Consider the following 16,305-nt stretch of genomic DNA (forward strand, 5'->3'; position numbering starts at 1 on the left):
ACAGACGTCGGTGGTCTGCGTGCTTGGCAGGTCGGAACATGACGCCGGTCCGCGGGGTCGTCAGGTTAAGGCCGGCCATCCATGCAGCCCAGTTGGTGACCGGTCGCAGGGGCACCTTCGATGGTGTTGCGGTCGTAGTGGACCTTTTGGACAGTCACCGGGCTGGTGCCGAGCGCGACGTCGAACATCGCGTCATGTCCGGGAACACGTTCGAGACGGGCTCCCGGAAGGGCAGTGGCGAGGGTGGTCGCGCCGTATTCGGCGCCTGGGGCGTAACGGATGACGGGCGGGCCGGCGGGGCGCGTGGCCGGTGCGGTCGCGGAGGTGTCGGTGACCTGGAAACCGGCGGCTCGCAGAGCCGGCGCCACAGTGGCGTCGTCTACGCGGGCCTGCACCTTTTCCGGTCTGGCGGGCGTACCGGATGCCGGCTGGATGTGGGCGTCGCCTGTGATGGGCTTGTCTGCGGCGAGGGCGGACCACAGTGCGTCGGAGCGGGTTTGATCCCACAGCAGCGTCGAGCCGACTCCCGGGACCCGGTGGTCGAAAACACTGATCGGGACCGTGGTGAACTCCCTCTGGCTCGGCTTCAGCCGGCCCAGGGCCCATCCGATGCGGACCAGGTCTTCCAGGCTGGTCGCCGGGTCGGTGCGGACGGACTTCAGCAGGGTGCGCGCGGTCCGTGCGGCGGCGAGGGGGCCGGAGAGGCCATCACGGGCGGTCAGGCGTGCGAGAAGGTCGGTGGTGAAGCGCTGCTGCCGTCGGACGCGGCCGAGATCGCCGGGGTTGTTGATGTGGCGGGCGCGGACGTAGCGGAGGCTGCCACGGCCGTCGACCTCGTGGACGCCGGTGGTGATGTCGAGGCCGGAGTTGATGTCCTGGAGGGGCTTGTCCGTGCAGATGACGCCACCGCCAAGAGCGTCGACTGCTTGTTCGAAGCCGGTGAATCCGGTTTCGAGGTAGTGGTCGACGCGCAGACCTGTGACCTTTTCGACGGTGCGGATGGTGAGGGCGGCCCCACCGATGGCGTAGGCGCCATTGATCTTGCCTGAGCGAGCGGGCGTCTTGTCCTCGGGGTAGGTGACGTAGGAGTCGCGGGGGATGGAGACGACACTGGCGCGCCGTTCGTCCGCGGACATGTGGACGAGCATCATCACGTCGGTGCAGTTGCACCCTTTGCCGCCGACGTTGAGGCGGTTCTTCTCGGCCTTGGACAGTCCTGCCCGGCTGTCGATGCCGACGACGAGGATATTGGTACCCGCCCCCGGTGTGCGGGCGGATGTGGGGTGGGCGGCGGGGGCGAGTGCGGTGAGCGTGACGAGGGCGGAGAGGACGACGAGAGAGGTACGGAGTCTGCGCATGACGGCCTTTCGGGGTGTACACGGCTTCGCGGATTCCGGGGTCGGGCCGGGGGAGCTACGGGGCGGGTGTGGCGGCCGCCGGGCTTGCCGGGTAGTGGGTGGCCACGTTGTCGGCGGCCGGGCGGACGGCCCCGGCCGGGCCCTGCGCGAAGGCGCGCAGGACGTTCTCGGTGACGACGCGGGTGAACGCGCCGGCCCGCGCGTCCAAGCCGTGGTGGGCGGCGGCGGGCCCGCCCGCGTCCAGTGCCTCGACCCAGCGCATGGTGCCGGTGGCGAAGACTCCCGCGCCGCCGGGCAGCGTCAGATAGGCCGAGTTCGCGTGGGCCCGGCGTCCTTTGCGCACCACCGGGGAGTGCGACAGGATCTCGATCGGTCTCGGGGTGGGATGTCGGGTGTTGACCCGGTCGTACTCGACCCCGACGAGGTGGGGGATCGACTCGCCGAGCCGGGCACCGGTCCCCGCGAGCAGCCAGTGGTGGGGGTGGGTGACGACGTAGGGGGCATCGACCGGGTAGCCGGCATAGATGACTCCGAGGAGCTTGCTCTCGGCATCGGCCGCCGGGGAACTCCGGAAGTCGTTGGTCGGCGGTTGTCCGCGCCGGTAGCCCGGGTCCCGGGCGTAGTCGTCCTTGTAGCAGACCACGATCCGGTCGGAGCCGAGCGGGGAGGGCTCGTAGCGGATGCGGCGGTAGCAGCAGTTGGCGCCCAGGACCGCCAGATTGGTACCGGTGTCCCGCGCTTCGGCCACGTGGAGCCGCTGCTCCGGGCTCCAGTACTCGTCGTGCCCCAGCGAGAGGACCGCGGCCGCCCCGCACAGGAGTTGCGGGTCCCGTGCGATGTCGGGCCCGGTGGCGTAGGCCAGGGCAAGGCCCATGCGTTCGGCGAGTGCGACGAGCGGGGCTTCGTAGACGAGGAACTGACCGGAACCCCGGCCGCCGGCATAGGGGCGGTCGAAGGACACCGCCAGGGAACGCGAAGCCTTCTTCCCGGTGGTCCCCTTGTAGAGGTCGGCGCCGCCCCAGCGGTTGTACGCCTGCCAGGTCGCCACGGAGTTGACGATCACCAGGCGGCCGGTCGTGGAGGCGGAGCGGATGGTGAGCGGTACGTATCGTTGCGCACGGCCGTCGCCGGTTTCCAGACGCAGGAGGTAGCAGCCTTCGGGCCAGGTGGCGGTGGACAGCCGGGCGGAGGGCCGCCAGTCGGCGTGGGTCATGCGGGTCTCGGCGTCCGTTTCGGCCCGGGGCTGCACTGCTCCGGGCAGCGGTGAGGACCGCCATACCAGGCGTCCCCGGGTGCCGCCGTACCAGCCCATTCGGAACGCCGAGATGGTGTAGCTGCTCGCGGTGGTCGATACGTGCAAGTCCACTGGTTCGCCGGGCAGGACGCTGACCCGGCTGGTGAAGCCCTCGATGTCGCCGGCCGCTCCCGTGCGGGTCACACGCCAGTGGGCCGTGCCGGTGAGGGCGTTCTCCGCGGCCACGTCGAGGCCGCAGCGCGGGATGGCGGGCGCGGCGACGGCGGCGCCGCCGCCGGGGAAGTGGGCGGCGCCCAGGGACGCGGCGGCGAGTGCGAGGAGGCGTCTGCGGTCGGTCGTGAGGGGAGGAGGGCCCGTCCCCGCACCTTCGGTCGCCGGCGGCTGCTCCATTCACCTCTCCCGGGTACTTTTTCCGCTGCCTGGCTCCTTCGTAGCCAATACCGCGGCCCGTTCACGCAAAAGGCTCGCCGTCGAGGAGGGGTCGGCCCCTGGAAGAGTCAATGCCGCTGATCCACACGGCCCATCGGCGGTGTGCTCCCAGGGGCATGCGGATCCGGCAGTCCGCGCCGGCGACCGGATCGCTCTGTGCTCGAGCGGCGCTCCGAACCTCAACCCGGCCCACAGGGCGGGGCGGGAGGCGCGCGACGGGAGCGCGATATGCGCTCTGTCGACGTACGACTGGACGCGCATATAATCAAAAAATATGCTTCGGGCAGATCCTTCAGAGCGAACGTCTGAGCGGCCCGGGGGAGGGACGTCGGGTCGCTCGACGACAGCAGACGCGGAGCGGTGGCGACGTTCTGGTGGGAGGGGTCCCTGATGCTCACCGGCCGGTCACAAAGACGCCTGTGGCGGAGGGTTCGCGCCCTTTCGGAGGGGCTGGAACTGCCGGACCCCTTCGACGCCGAGGTCTTCCTGGCCCTCCTGGCCGAACGGCGTGGCCGCCCGATCGAGGTCCTGCCGGTCGCCGTGGACGCGGCGATCCCGTGCGGTCTGCTGGTGACGACCGACCACGCCGACTACATACTGTGCACCCCGGGGACCAGCGCACTGCACCGGCAGCACATCCTGGTACACGAGGCGGCCCACCTGCTCTGCGGGCACGATCGGTTGCCCACCTCCGAGACACCGGGCGTACGCGCGCTGCTGCCCGGACTCTCCCCCGACCTGGTGCGCCGGGTCCTGGGCCGCACCGTGTACGCCGAGCCCGCCGAGCAGGAGGCAGAACTGCTCGCCTCTCTCATCCTGCACCGCGTGCTGAGGGAAGGTCCCGTGCCGGGGCGGGACCACGGACGGGCCGGGACCCTCGTCGGGGCCCCCTCGAGCCGCCCCGAGCGGCCACGTGTCTGACCTGCTCGCGTACCTCCCGGCCGTCGCCGCGCTGTGGCTGGGCTGCTACGAACTGCGTCTGCTGCGGGGCGGAAGCGACTCGCCCTTCGCGGTGCGCTACCTGTGCCGCTTCGGATTCTGCATGGCCGCGGCGATGGTCCTGCTGGCCGCTCCGACGATGTACCTGGAGCGGCTGTGGCCGTGGCTCCCGCAGCTGACCCACCTCCTGGGCCGCGAGTTGGAGATGGCCGGCCTCGCTTTCCTCCCGCTGACCGTCATCGAAATCGGCCTGCCCCGGCCCCGACTGCTGACCGGACGGCTGCACATCGGCGTCACCCTCTCGGCCGTCGTGCTGTGCGCGGTGCTGTTCCTCTCCTCCGGCGTACGTACCCGCCGCGGCTCGCTTCTCGTGGAGGGGACCGGAGCGGTGCTCCTCGCCTCCAGCGACACGGTCTTCACCGGCTACAGCCTGTGGTGCCTGGCCCTGTTCCTGGTCCCGGTGCACCGGTTCGCCCGGGGGCTGGGTCCGGGCGCGCTGCGCACGGGCCTGCGGCTGATCACGGCCAGTGTCACGGTGGGCCTCGTCTGGGCCCTGTGGGGTGTGTCGTCGATCGTCTCCATGGCCGTGGACAACCGGCAGAGCGCCGGGCTGGACCCGGTGGGCCGGATGCTCGGTCTGTGCTGTCTGGTGCTGGGCGTCCTGGGCGGGACCGCCGGGGGCTGGGTCCGCGTCACCACCGCGGTCGGGCGGTGGCTACGGGCCTACCGGACCTACCGTGCCCTGGAGCCGCTGTGGTCGGCGTTACGGGCCGTCTCCCCCGGGACGGCCCTGGACCTGGGTTGGCCGTCGGTGCGTCTGTTCTCCCTGCGCCGGTCCGAGTTCGCCCTCTATCGCCGGGTGATCGAAATCCGGGACGGCTACCTGGAACTCCGTTCTTACGTTCCCCCCGACGCCCGCGCGCTGGCGGACGCGGCGCTGGCCCGGTTCCCCGTGCCCCCCGCGGGACGCGCGGCGATGGCCGAGGCCGCGGTCATCGCCGCCGCACTGGAGTCCGCCAGGATCGGCCCCGGCGCCTGCGGGGACCAGGACTTCGCGCTCGCCTACCCGGTCGATTGTTCGGTGGAGGAGGAGGTGGCGTGGCTGGTCCAGGTGGCCGAGGCCTTCACCGTGGCCGGGCTGGTGGAGCACATGCGCCACCGGGTAGGGCGCTCCTAGGACGGGATGAGCGTCGGTCCGGACAGGGCGGGGGTGGACGGGGGAAGGGCCGTGCGCAGGAACAGGGGCGGCTCCGGTGACGGGCGCAGGCCGGAGTGGTGCATCCAGCTCGCTATCTCCACTCGGGAGGAACAGCCCAGCTTTTTCATCGTGTCCCGGATGTGGTTGACCACGGTCCACTCCGAGATCGCCAGCCGGTGGGCGATCTGCCGGTTGCTCAGACCGGCCGCCACCAGGCGCGAGACCTCGGTCTGACGCGGCGTCAGTGGCTCGATCCGGGTTCGGGTGTCCGGGGGTAAGGTGCCCGCGGGCGCGGCGGCGGGAGGGGTGGGGGCCGGGACGAGGGAGGCCAGAAGGTCCGGGAGCGACACTTTGGAACCTTCGACCAGGGCGCGGGAGAAGGCGGCCTCGCCCAGCAGCTCCCGCACCGGGTCCTCCAGCCGGGCCATGGCGAAGTCGGGCGTCCCCGCCTCCTCCGGGAACGCGCCGCGCCAGGTGTGGAAGGCGCCTAAGCCGCGGGCGGTGCCGACGGCGCGTTCGACGACGTCGGGCAGGGCGGGACTGCCCAGCGTGGTGGCGATGGCGCCCAGGACGGCCGGCGGCCCCAGGGCGCGCAGGGCCGACAGAGCCCGCTCGCAGTAGTGCGCCGTGGCCTGCGCGCGTCCCTCCGCGGCCGCGAAGACGGCCAGGTGGAGCAGGGCGGTGCCGGCGGCGAGCGTGTCGCGCCCCTGCTGGGCCGCGGCCAGCACCTCCAAGGCGGTGGCCGCCGCGGCCGCCGTGTCGCCGAGACGGAATCCCGCGAGTGCGGCCTCCAGCGACACGTAGCGGGCCTCGTGGCGGTCGCCGTCGGACCGGTGTCGCTCTGCCGCCTCGAGGAGCAGGGCGGCGCCGCGGTGGGGGTCGGCGGCCAGGACGCACAGGGCCCGCAGTCGCGTCACCCGCGCGGACAGCCCTGCGGCTTGTGCGGCATCCGCCGTGATCCGGTCCAGCAGGTCCGTGGCAGCCTCGGGCTGGCCCGCCAGGATGCCCGCCTCGCCGAGCAGTAAGTCGACGCGGATCCGGTCGCGGTGGCCGGTCGCGGTCCACGACGGGTCGGGGCGGGGGCGCCCTTCGGCCCAGGTGCTCCAGCCGCCCGTTGCCCGCCAGTAGACGCGGACGCGGTCGACGAGGTCGAGCGCCTCGCCGGTCCGCTCGTGGCGGAGCAGCGTCTCCAGTGCCGTACGGAGGTTGCGTTCCTCGCTCCAGAAGGCGATCAGGCCCGAGCGCTGGTGCCCCGAGACGATCCGGTCGGCGGCGGCGCGGGCCAGGGCCGCGTAGTAGCGGGCGTGCGCCAGCCGGGCCGCGGTGTCCTCGGGCGGCGGGAGCCGGCGCGCGGGTCCGTCCGGGGGCAGCCGCAGCCGGAACCGGGCCGTGCCGTCCAGGCGGCCGGACGGCAGGGTGGAGGCGGTGAGCAGATGGCCGCGCAGCAGGGTCTCCAGCGCCGAGGAGAACTCCTCCGGCGCGACGGCCGTGATGTGGCGCAGCGCCTCGGGGCCGAAGCCGCCGCTGAACACCTGGCAGTGGGCCAGCAGCCGGATCGGCGTCCCGTCGGCGGCCCGGGGAGGGACGACACGCGGATCGCCGTCCGGCGCCGCGGAGGGGTCGCGGTCCTCGGCGTGGACCGGGTACGGGACGGTCCGGTCGCCGAGCGAGGCCCACGCCACCTCGGGGCTCTCCAGCGCGGCGACCCGCGCGGTGCGGCAGAGCGCGCCGGGGTTCCCGCCCACCTCGACGCAGGTCCGGGCGATGACCTGCTGATTGTGCAGTTGGAGGGAGAACGCGGGGTTGATCGTGCGCAGGCAGGCGAGGTACACCTGCACGGAGGGAACGCGCGCCAGTGCGCCGAGATCCAGCGCCGAGCAGTCGAGCGGCACGGGCAGCGGGTCCACCGGGAAGGGGACGAGGCCGTGGGCCGCGGGGGGCTGGCGGGCCGTGCCGAGGACCACGACGGACGCGACTGCGCAGGCCCGCAGCAGCCGGTGGTGGTCCGAGCGGTCGAGGTCGTCGACGAGCAGGAGCGGCCGGGCCCCTCCCGCGTCCCGGCCGGCGGTGAGGTCGGCGAGAAGGTCGAGCGCGCTGTCCGTGCTGTCTGCGGATGGCTCGGTCGCGGTCTCCACGCGCACGGTGGTGGCGCCGGTCGACGCGCGGTACGCGGCCGCCGCCTCGACCGCGAGCCGCGTCTTGCCCGCGCCCGGGACACCGGTCAGCAGCACTCCGGGGGTCGACGGATCAGTCAGCAGCGCCGACAGCGCGGCGATCTCGGCGTCGCGTCCGACCATGTCGGCGGGGAACGCGGTGGGTGGACATGCCGCGGACGGGCGGGCGTTCTTCGCAGACGAGGGCGCGGGGATCGTCAAGGACGGCTCCGGGAGGTGGACCCAGGCGGGCGGGGACAGCCAGGCGTTTCATCTGAGATGAACAACCATTTCGCAGTTTTCATATCCGTATACCGTTTCAGCATGGCTGCCGACTCCGAGGGTGTCAACTACAGTGAAAATCAACGGATTTGGAGTCGCCTGTGCGGGTAGGCGTACTGGAGGGCGGCGGCCGAAGGGAGCAGGCAGTGGCCGAAGCGGAACCCACGCCGTCGTCACTGAGTCGGAGGATCGACGGACTTTTCCGGCTCGCCCGCAGGCCCGACGGCCTGCCGTTCAGCAATGAGGAGGTCGCGACCGCGTGCCGGGAGGCTACGGGGGTGTCCTTCTCGACCACGTACCTGTGGCAGTTGCGCACCGGGCGTAGGAACAACCCGACCAAGCGCCATCTGGAGGCCCTGGCCGACCACTTCGAGGTCCCGGTCTCCTACTTCTTCGACGACGAGCACGGTGCGAAGATCGCCGCGGAGATCGAACTCCTCGGCGCCCTGCGGGACGCCGGGGTGCGCAGTGTGGCACTGCGTGCGGTGGGGCTCTCCTCCGAGGCGCTCGGCACCGTCAGCGACCTCATCGACGTGATCGCCGTCCGTGAGGCGGCCCGCCGGCGTGCCCGGGGCGCGGGGGAGGCCCCGCCTGCGGCGGAACCCGGCGACGGCCGGGCCTGAGGGCCAACCGCACTGTGCGGAAAGGCCGTCCAGGCGGCGGGCGGGTGCCGGGGCGGCCCCGGTCACTGCGTCCGGTCGGCGGGGCGGCGCAGGAAGAAGCCCGCCACGGAGCCCCGGACCCGGTCCCCGGCGTGCGGCTCCACCTTCTTGATCATGTGCGGTACGCCCGACCGCAGGACGACCAGTCGGTTGGGGTGCGGGGCGACGTAGTGTCCGACCCGCGAGGTGAGGTGGGCGCTCTGATCGGCGGACCGCGCCCCGGGTGTTCCGCTGGAGACGAGCAGTTCGGCGCCCCAGGACGCCTGCCACTCGGGGTGCACGTAGAGCACGAACGAGGCGGCCCGGTCGCCGGAGTCGTCGTGCCAGGCCAGTCCGGAGCCCTGCGGGTAGAGGAAGGGGCGGCAGGTGAAGGCGTGCCAGTCCGTTCCGAACCGCCCGGTCCACGGCTCGATGTGGGTCGTCTCCTCGGCCAGTTGCTTCACCACGGCGTCGGTCGCCCCGCCGGACGGGTGCGGAGCGTGGTCGGCGAAGAGTCCCGTGAAGTGGCCTTCCGGGTCGTTCAGCGTGCCGGGCCCGCTGAGGGGACTGCCGTCCAACAGCCCGTAGACCTTGTTCCACGCCCCGTCCCGGCGTCCGTGTACGAAGTGGTAGTCCTCGGTGCGCAGTTGCTCCCACAGCGCGGCTGCGGCCTCTGGGGCGAGGAAGTCGTCGAAGACGGCGAAGTCATCCGTGCTCCAGGTCAGTTCCATGGGTGTCCTCTGTAGATGGGGAAGGAAGTACGGCAGGGCAGGGCAGGGCGGGGCGGGTGCGGTCAGGCGATGGCGGTCTGGAGGCCCCCGGTGCCCACCGGGACGGGTGGCCGTGCGGCCGCCTCCTGGAGCAGCCGCTGCGTCATGCCCGCCGCCCGCGTGTCGCCCGAGCCCAGCACCAGCCGCAGCATCTCGGCCGCGGGCCCCGAACGCCCGTGCGCGAGGTGCACGGTGGCCACGTTGAGGGGGCGCAGCCAGTCCGGCTGCCGGGCCTCCTTCACCGGCCCCTCGTCGATGAAGGTCACTCCGGGGCAGTCGGACAGCCGGTCGGAAAGGTGGGCCGCCAGCTCCCGGGGCGGCATCGGCTCGCAGTACACCAGCGGTGTCAGCAGGTCGGCCGCGGAGACGGTGCGGGGTCCGGCGCCGCCGGTCGGGGAGAGCGGCCCGTCCGCCCGGTACAGGTGCCCGGCGTCGAGAGGGGTGCGGGCCAGCGGGGTGTGCGGGTAGACCCGGAGCCCGCAGGAGTAGCCCACCGACACGCCCCGGTCGGCCAGTCGGCGGATGTGGTGGATCGCGTTCTCCAGGGTGGCGGCCGTCTCGCCGGGCTGGCCGAACAGCACCCCGATCTGGACGTCCATCCACTCCGGCCGACGCCGCAGCAACAGACCGAAGGTGTCCTCGACGTCGGACATCCGGTAGTTCTTGTGGTGCCCGCGCAGCATCCGGTCGTCGAAGGCGTCCACCGAGAAACTCGGACGCACGCAGCGGGACCGGATCAAGGCGTCCATCAGCCGCTCGGAGAACGGCCTGACGTTGAAGTAGCCGTGCCAGCTGATCACTTCACCGTGGCGGCTTCCGGCCAGTGCCTCGCACACCTCGATCAGCGCCCCTTCGTAGGGGAGGTTGACCTCGGGGGCGGCCAGATGGAAGTGGGTCAGCCCGTACCGCTCGACGTAGTGATCCGCCTCGGCGGCGACAGCCCGGGCGGGGCGCGCGTCCACCCTGCCGACGTTCAGCGGATCGACGCAGTACGAGCAGCGCAGCGGGCAGCCCGCGTGGCTGCGCAGCGCGGTGGGGATGCCCCGGGCCTTGGCGAACAGCACGTACTCCGGTGCGATCCGCGGCAGCGCGGTGGTGGGCCGGGACACCACGTCGGGCTGCGGCCGCAGGCCGGGCCCCAGGGCTCCGTCGGCGGCGCGCACCAGGCCGCCGGGGAGCGTGGACAGCGTCTCGGCGACCACCTTCCGCACGCCCCGTGTGCCGCCGTCGGCGACCACGCGCGCCAGCAGGGCGGTGAACGCGGCCTCACCGGGACCGGCGAGTCCGAAGTCCAGTCCGAGCCGGTCCATCACCTCCACCGGGCAGGAGGTGAACGCCGCGCCGCCCGCCACCACCGGCAGTCCGGGGTCCCAGGCGCGCAGCGTCGCGGTCAGCTCGGCGATGGGCGCCAGGTAGTCCACCACGTCGATCCACCGCCCGTCCGCGCCGGCCGCCGTGTCGCAGGCGACCACGGCGTTGTCGATGTTGCGGATCGACAGTGCGACGAGGTCGGGCCGGGTCCGGTCGAGCACCTCGGTCAACAGGCCGGTGTGGTCGAGCGATTCGAGGAACGGGTTGCACACGGACACCTCGACCGGCAGTCCGCTTTCGGTGACCGCGGCCCGCAGGATCTCCAGTCCGTACGGGCCGACCGGCAGGACCTGGTGGGGGTTGGCGTAGAGCAGGAGGACGCGCACGGGCGGCTGCTTTCTCGGGGTTCCCTCGCGGGGGACGGGTCGTGCGGTGGGGCGGTGCGTACCGCTAGGGGGCGAGCACGCCCAGGTCCTGTTTGGCTTCGATGGCCCGCTGGAGCGCGGTCAACGCCCGCCCGGCCACCGGGAGGCCGGTACGGCCGGCGAGGACGGCGCTGAAGAGCAGCGGTGTGATCACCGCGCCGCTGCCGCGCACCGTGCCCAGATGGCGGACCACGGCGTCCAGGTGCGTCGCGGCCGGTTCCGGGTCGTCGGCCCGCAACGCCCGTACGGCGCGGGCCTGCAGGGCGACGGTGTACTCCGCCCAGGCCTCGGGGGGTGGAACGGCCACCTCGTCGAGCGCGGAGCCGCCCCGCGCGCCGCCGGAGCGTCCTTCACCGGACGCCTCCCGGGCCAGCTCGGCCTGGAGGCGGGACAGCGACGCCTGGCGGGCCATGCCGAGGGCGGCGCAGCGATCGCCCTGGGCGGTCCACCATTCGGCCGCGGCACCCCAGTCGCCGGACCGGGCCGCCAGGACGGCACGCCAGCCCGCGATGGTCGCGGCCCCGGTGCCCTGGCCCAGATCGCGCAGCACCTCCTCGGCCTCGTCCATCGCGGAGTCGGCCGCCGCCCGGTCGCCGGACATGTGGCGCACCAGCGCCAGCGCGACGCCGGTGGCCGAGCTCAGCAGCCGGGAACCGGCGACCTCCTGATGCAGCCGCTCGCAGTCGGCGCGTGCGGCGGGGACCGGGGTGTCGCCGTTGACCAGGGCCATCGCCAGGTTGGCGTAGACCTCGGTCAGGCCCAGGCAGGTCCCGGCGCCGTCGGCCGACCGCAGCGCGGAGCGCAGCGCCCGCTCGGCGGCGGGGTGGTCGCCCGCCCGCAGGGACTGGAGCCCGGCGTACAGGTGTGCCCCGACCCGGGCCTCGGGCTCCGGTGAGGCGACCGCGGCGAGGTAGTGCGGATCGTCCGGTACGGCGGGCGCGTCGCCGGTCAGATAGGTGCGGGAGTACAGCGAGTTGAGGCGGGCGTGGATCCGGGCGGCCGGGGCGGCCCGGCCCGGGTCCGACAGCACGCGCTCGACGCGTTCGAGGGCGGCCTGCGGCATTCCCTGGGTGCCGAGGGCATACGCCTCCAGGACGTCCAGGTCGTGGCCCTGCGCGCGGTCCGCCTCCGCCAGTGCGCGGGCGCGTCCGGTGAGCGTCAGCACCAGTTCGGGCCGCCCGCGGGAGAGGGCGAAGCGGGCGGCGACGCCGAATGCGGTCACGGCGGACTCGGCCGCCCGGGCCGTCCGGTCGGAGCCGGGCTCCACCCCGCGCAGCGCGGTATGCGCCGCCTCCCAGTGCCGGGCCAGCAACTCGGCGACGGCGGGGCGCCGTTCGGCCACCGGTTCCAGGGAGCGCGCGAGCCTGGCGTGCACGTCGGCGGTCTCGGAGAGCGTCAGCCGCCGCAGTGCCACCTCGGCCACGACCGGAAAGGCCGGGGCCAGGCGGCCCTTGTGGGCGTCGGCGGACTCCACCAGCCCGGCTGCGAGGAGGCAGGCCGCGGCCGCGGCGACCCTGTCGGGGTCCATCAGGGCGCCCAGGTCTTCCAGGGACAGGTCCCGGCCGGCGGCGGCGAGCAGCACCAGGAGTTCCCGCGAGTCGGTGTCCAGGTGGTCCAGCCGGGCACCGAGCGCGGCGTGCGCGCTGGGTGGCGCCCAGTCGTCGCCGGGCTGGGCGAAGCGGCTCAGGACGACCATCTGTTCGATGTACCGGGGGATGCCGCCGGCCCGTGAGGCGATCTCCTCGGCGGCGACGGCGGGGGAGAGGAGGGCGGCAGGGGCCGGGTCGTGTCCAGGGGCCCCGGCGCCGGGGGACCGGGAGCGGTCGGCGGCGGTCGGGTCGTGCTGCGCGGTGAGCAGTCGGCGGGCGAGGCGCCGCGCGTCGGGCCGTCCGAGTGGCGGCACGGTGAGCCGGTGGTCCTCCCGGCCGGCCAGCGCCTCGGGGGCCGAGACCCCGACCAGCAGCACCACGACCGGCCGCCCCGGTGCGGCGGTCAGCTCGTCGAGCAGGTCGGCCAGTGCCCCGGGGGTCCACTCGCTGTGTTCGATCACCAGGAGCAGGGGCCGCGCGCCCCGCAGGCGGTCCAATGCCGCGGTGAGCGCACGGCCCAGCTCGCCGCGGTCCTGGGCCAGGGCCTGCTCGGCGCGCGTGGAGGCGCCGGTCAGCTGCACCGTCACGTCCACTCTGTCGTGGCCCTGCCGTGCGGCGTTCTCGATCTCCTCCAGGAACAGGCAGCAGGCCAGCAGACCGAGTCCGGTCCCGGCGGGCGGGCAGCGCAGGACGGCTGTGGCCAGGCCGGTGCAGTGGTCGAGCGCCTCGGCGACCAGCCGGGACTTGCCCACCCCGGAGGGGCCCCCGACGAGGATCAGGGTCGGGCCGGTGGCAGTGGCGGCCGCCTCGATACGGGCGGCCAGCTCGCCGACCAGGCCGGTCCTTCCGACGGTGCCCGTGCCGGGGGCCTGGGTGTCGGCCGGACCGACGATCCAGGCCGGGACGGACCGGGCGAAGCCCTTGGCCGCGACCGGCTCGATCGCCCGCAGCGGGAAGTGGTCCTGTAATTGGAGCCGGGTGGCCAGGTCCACGATCACCCCGTCGTCGGGGGCGTACTGCTGGAGCCGGGCGGCCCGGTTGAGCACCGAGCCGATGACGAAGCTCGACGTCCGGCCGCTGACCGCGACATGGCCGGAAGCGACCGCGGACCGCACCGGGAAGTCGCCCAGCAGCAGCTCGCCCAGGCCGCGCGCGTACTCGCCGGTGCGGTGCCCGATGGCGGTGGCGGCGGAGACGGCGGCCGCGGCGGCCGACTCGCCGTGCCCCTCGACGCCGAACACGGCGACGACCGCGTCGCCGATGAACTTCTCCACCTTGCCGCCGTACTGCTCCACCAGCGAGCCGACCAGGGAGAAGTAGCCGTCCAGGACGGCCGCCCACCGGTCGGGTTCCAGCGAGGTGGCCAGTCCGGTGGAGCCGACCACGTCGCAGAAGATGACGGAGACGAAGCGCAGGCCGCTGGCGGGAGTGGCGGGTAGACCGATCTCCATCCCGCAGGCCATGCAGAAGCGGGCCGCCGACGGGTTGTCCACACCACAGCCGGCGCACCGGCTCGCGGTGGATACGATGGGACCGGTGGGCTTGGTCATGCTGTCCTCCCCGTTCACTGAGCGACCACCGGGTGGTTCACGACGCTTGCCTCGTCGTGAACCACCCGGTCTGTGCTACGGCCCAGACGTCACCGGTCCGGGGTCGATCCCCTGACGAGGGCCGGCACTACCAGAGGTAGCCGCCGCTGGGGTCGGAGACCGAGTGGCCCTCGACGTCCGAACCCGCGGCCTCGACCCGGGACTTGACGCTCAGCAGGACGTCGATCTCGTCCTCGGTGAGGGACTTGAGCACCGCCTGCTGGGCGTCGTTGGCGTCGGTCATGGAGAATCCGGCTTCGGCCAGCTTGTCGATCTTGTCTGCCATGGTGATCTCCTCGGTTGACGAGCCCGCGCGTTTCACGGACGGGGCTCTGGTTTCCCGGTGCGGTGCACCGGAGTTCAGGGGGGCCGGGCGGGGCGTCGGCTCCTCGGCCCGGCCGGCACCGTCGTCCGCGCCGGATGGCGCAGCGGTGGGCGGCGGAGCGACGGGCGGCGGAGCGGTGGGTGGTACGCGGCCGAGCCGGACGGCTACCACGACAGCGGTGAGAAGGAGGGCGGCGCCCGCCAGCAGCAGCAGGCTTCCGAGCCCGATCCACACGACCAGGGCCGCGGCCAGCACGGGGGCCAGTACGTTCAGTACGGCCGGCACGGAATTCATGAGCGCCCATACCCGGCCGGTCAGTTCGACCGGCGTCTCGGAATGCACGACGCTGGGAAAAGTGACGAGAATTCCTGCGCTTGCGATTCCCAGAAGGAAAATAACACACAGCCATATGGTGGAGTCAATACGTATTTCATGGACAATGGTGAATCCGATGACGACGATGATGCAGCCGATCACCAGGACCGACCCCGCCATGGTGAGGAAAGGCCGAAGACGCGCCGCGAAACGGCCCATGAGCAGCGAACCGGCGACCCCGCCCAATCCGACGGCGGACACCATGTAGCCGATGTAGGACGTGCCCATTCCCAGCGCCGGCACGATCAGGGCGGCCATGGAATCGTAAAGGAAGACGACGAACATCAGGCTGCACATGACGAACAGGAGGGAACGCAGAAGGCGTGATCCGAATACGTGATGGAAGCCTTCCCCCAGTTCTTTGAAATAGTGCAGATCCGTACTCCGGGAAGGTGACGACGTGGTGCGCAGGGCGCGGGCGGCGATCACCCCGACGATGAACGTGCACGCGTTGGCCGCGAACACCGCCCGGGGCGACATGAAGGCGACCAGCAGACCACCGAGCGCGGGCCCGAGGATCTTGACCGATTGCATCGCCGTCTGGAGCAGCACGGTGGCGGCCTGGACACCGTCGGGCGGCACCGAGACCCGCAGCTGGATCTGGCCCGCGAGCCCGCCGACCGAGCCCAGCGCCGAACGGACCAGCACCAGAGCGGCCGCCCAGTACACCCCGGGGGCGACCACCAGGCCCAGAGTGAGCCCTGCCTGCACGAGGTCGGTGAGGATCAGCACCCGGCGCGACGGCCGACGGTCCACCAGCACCGCCAGGAACGGGGTCGCCAGCAGCGGCAGCATGCTCGCGGCCACCACCAGCGCCAGATCGCCCGCGCCGCCGTGCCAGACCGTGGTGACCAGCACCAGCAGTGCCACCTGGTCCAGCCAGTCGCCCAGACCGGAGACCACCGTGCTGGTGTACAGCAACCGGAAGTCGCGGCCCGCCAGCGGGCCCGGAACCCGCACGCGGCTCATCCGGCGAGGGCCACCGGGGAGCGCCGGTGGACCCGGCCGAGGACGTCCTCCATCACCTCGATCAACCCCCTCATGGAGTGCAGCGCGCTCACACCGAGCAGTTCCTCCTGCGCCGGGTCGAGCGGCAGCCGGTCGATCAGCCGGTGCACGTCGTCGCGGTGCTGCACGTCCAGCTGGGCGTGCCGGGCGATGGTGCGGAACGCCGCCTCCGGCAGCCCGGTCCTGACCGCCAGGTCACCCGCCAGCCCGGGACTGGGCGGGTTGCCCTCCAGCACCGCGATGTGCCCCACGAGCGCCACCGGATGCACATGGCGCAGCCAGTAGTACTGCGAGCCGACCAGCGAGGCGATGGCCGCCCCCGGCAGCGTCGTGCGCAGCGTCTCGGGATCACCCCCGGCGACCACGTAGTCGTCGGCCACCCACTGGTCGTGCCCGTACTCCTCACGGATGTGCTTGGCCAGGTAGCGGCCCACCAGATCGGCCACCGGGTCGTCCTGACGGACAGTGCACTGCTCGACGGCTGCCAGCATCAGCGGCACCGTGGCCCGGATCGTCCCGTGCAGCGTCTTGAGCCACTCCAGGTACACCTGGTCGCCGTGCGGATGGGTCCACATCTGCCGGGACGCGGCGTCCACCGCCGGCATCAGCAGCCCGATCTTGCGGCGCAGCGCCTGCGACCTCGTCTGCTCCTCCACCG

General features: G+C 72.7%; 11 protein-coding genes. 3 read left to right on the forward strand and 8 right to left on the reverse strand.

Annotated features, from left to right (window positions below; genetic code table 11):
* Positions 1-65: 65 nt before the first annotated feature.
* Positions 66-1,358 (reverse strand): LCP family protein, encoded by a 1,293-nt coding sequence (locus tag AC3IYI_RS34800; protein ID WP_489407412.1) that lies wholly within the window; start codon positions 1,356-1,358, stop codon positions 66-68.
* Between the two features lie 55 nt (positions 1,359-1,413).
* On the reverse strand, positions 1,414-3,003 hold the full coding sequence (locus AC3IYI_RS34805) for a N,N-dimethylformamidase beta subunit family domain-containing protein (RefSeq protein ID WP_489407413.1): 1,590 nt from the start codon (positions 3,001-3,003) through the stop codon (positions 1,414-1,416).
* A 399-nt stretch (positions 3,004-3,402) separates the two neighbouring features.
* Here AC3IYI_RS34805 and AC3IYI_RS34810 point away from each other — a divergent pair, with 399 nt between their 5' ends.
* On the forward strand, positions 3,403-3,963 hold the full coding sequence (locus tag AC3IYI_RS34810) for a ParH-like protein (protein WP_489407414.1): 561 nt from the start codon (positions 3,403-3,405) through the stop codon (positions 3,961-3,963).
* Positions 3,956-5,158 carry an MAB_1171c family putative transporter gene (locus tag AC3IYI_RS34815; RefSeq protein ID WP_489407415.1) on the forward strand — a complete coding sequence of 401 codons (1,203 nt, stop codon included), beginning with the start codon at positions 3,956-3,958 and terminating at the stop codon, positions 5,156-5,158. The genes AC3IYI_RS34810 and AC3IYI_RS34815 overlap by 8 nt, the downstream gene beginning before the upstream one ends.
* Here the strand turns inward: AC3IYI_RS34815 and AC3IYI_RS34820 are convergent.
* Positions 5,155-7,476, reverse strand: coding sequence for a LuxR C-terminal-related transcriptional regulator (locus AC3IYI_RS34820; protein WP_489407416.1), 2,322 nt, complete (start codon positions 7,474-7,476; stop codon positions 5,155-5,157). The genes AC3IYI_RS34815 and AC3IYI_RS34820 overlap by 4 nt on opposite strands.
* 416 nt (positions 7,477-7,892) lie before the next feature.
* Between AC3IYI_RS34820 and AC3IYI_RS34825 the strand changes: the two genes are divergently transcribed.
* Positions 7,893-8,237 carry a helix-turn-helix domain-containing protein gene (locus AC3IYI_RS34825; RefSeq protein WP_489407417.1) on the forward strand — a complete coding sequence of 115 codons (345 nt, stop codon included), beginning with the start codon at positions 7,893-7,895 and terminating at the stop codon, positions 8,235-8,237.
* Positions 8,238-8,299: 62 nt separating this feature from the next.
* On the opposite strand, the gene AC3IYI_RS34830 is transcribed toward AC3IYI_RS34825, so the two are convergent.
* The 5 genes from AC3IYI_RS34830 to AC3IYI_RS34850 form a co-directional block, all read right to left on the reverse strand.
* Positions 8,300-8,986, reverse strand: coding sequence for a 2OG-Fe(II) oxygenase (locus tag AC3IYI_RS34830; RefSeq protein WP_489407418.1), 687 nt, complete (start codon positions 8,984-8,986; stop codon positions 8,300-8,302).
* A gap of 62 nt (positions 8,987-9,048) precedes the next feature.
* The gene (locus tag AC3IYI_RS34835) at positions 9,049-10,722 is read right to left on the reverse strand and encodes a B12-binding domain-containing radical SAM protein (protein WP_489407419.1); all 1,674 of its coding nucleotides are present in this window, start codon (positions 10,720-10,722) and stop codon (positions 9,049-9,051) included.
* A 64-nt stretch (positions 10,723-10,786) separates the two neighbouring features.
* Positions 10,787-13,900, reverse strand: coding sequence for an AAA family ATPase (locus AC3IYI_RS34840; protein ID WP_489407420.1), 3,114 nt, complete (start codon positions 13,898-13,900; stop codon positions 10,787-10,789).
* A 127-nt stretch (positions 13,901-14,027) separates the two neighbouring features.
* Positions 14,028-15,608 carry an MFS transporter gene (locus AC3IYI_RS34845; RefSeq protein WP_489407421.1) on the reverse strand — a complete coding sequence of 527 codons (1,581 nt, stop codon included), beginning with the start codon at positions 15,606-15,608 and terminating at the stop codon, positions 14,028-14,030.
* Positions 15,605-16,303, reverse strand: coding sequence for an iron-containing redox enzyme family protein (locus AC3IYI_RS34850; protein WP_489407422.1), 699 nt, complete (start codon positions 16,301-16,303; stop codon positions 15,605-15,607). Before AC3IYI_RS34850 ends, AC3IYI_RS34845 begins: the two co-directional genes overlap by 4 nt.
* Positions 16,304-16,305 lie beyond the last annotated feature (2 nt).

It is taken from the genome of Streptomyces sp. GL_148 (assembly GCF_057834205.1).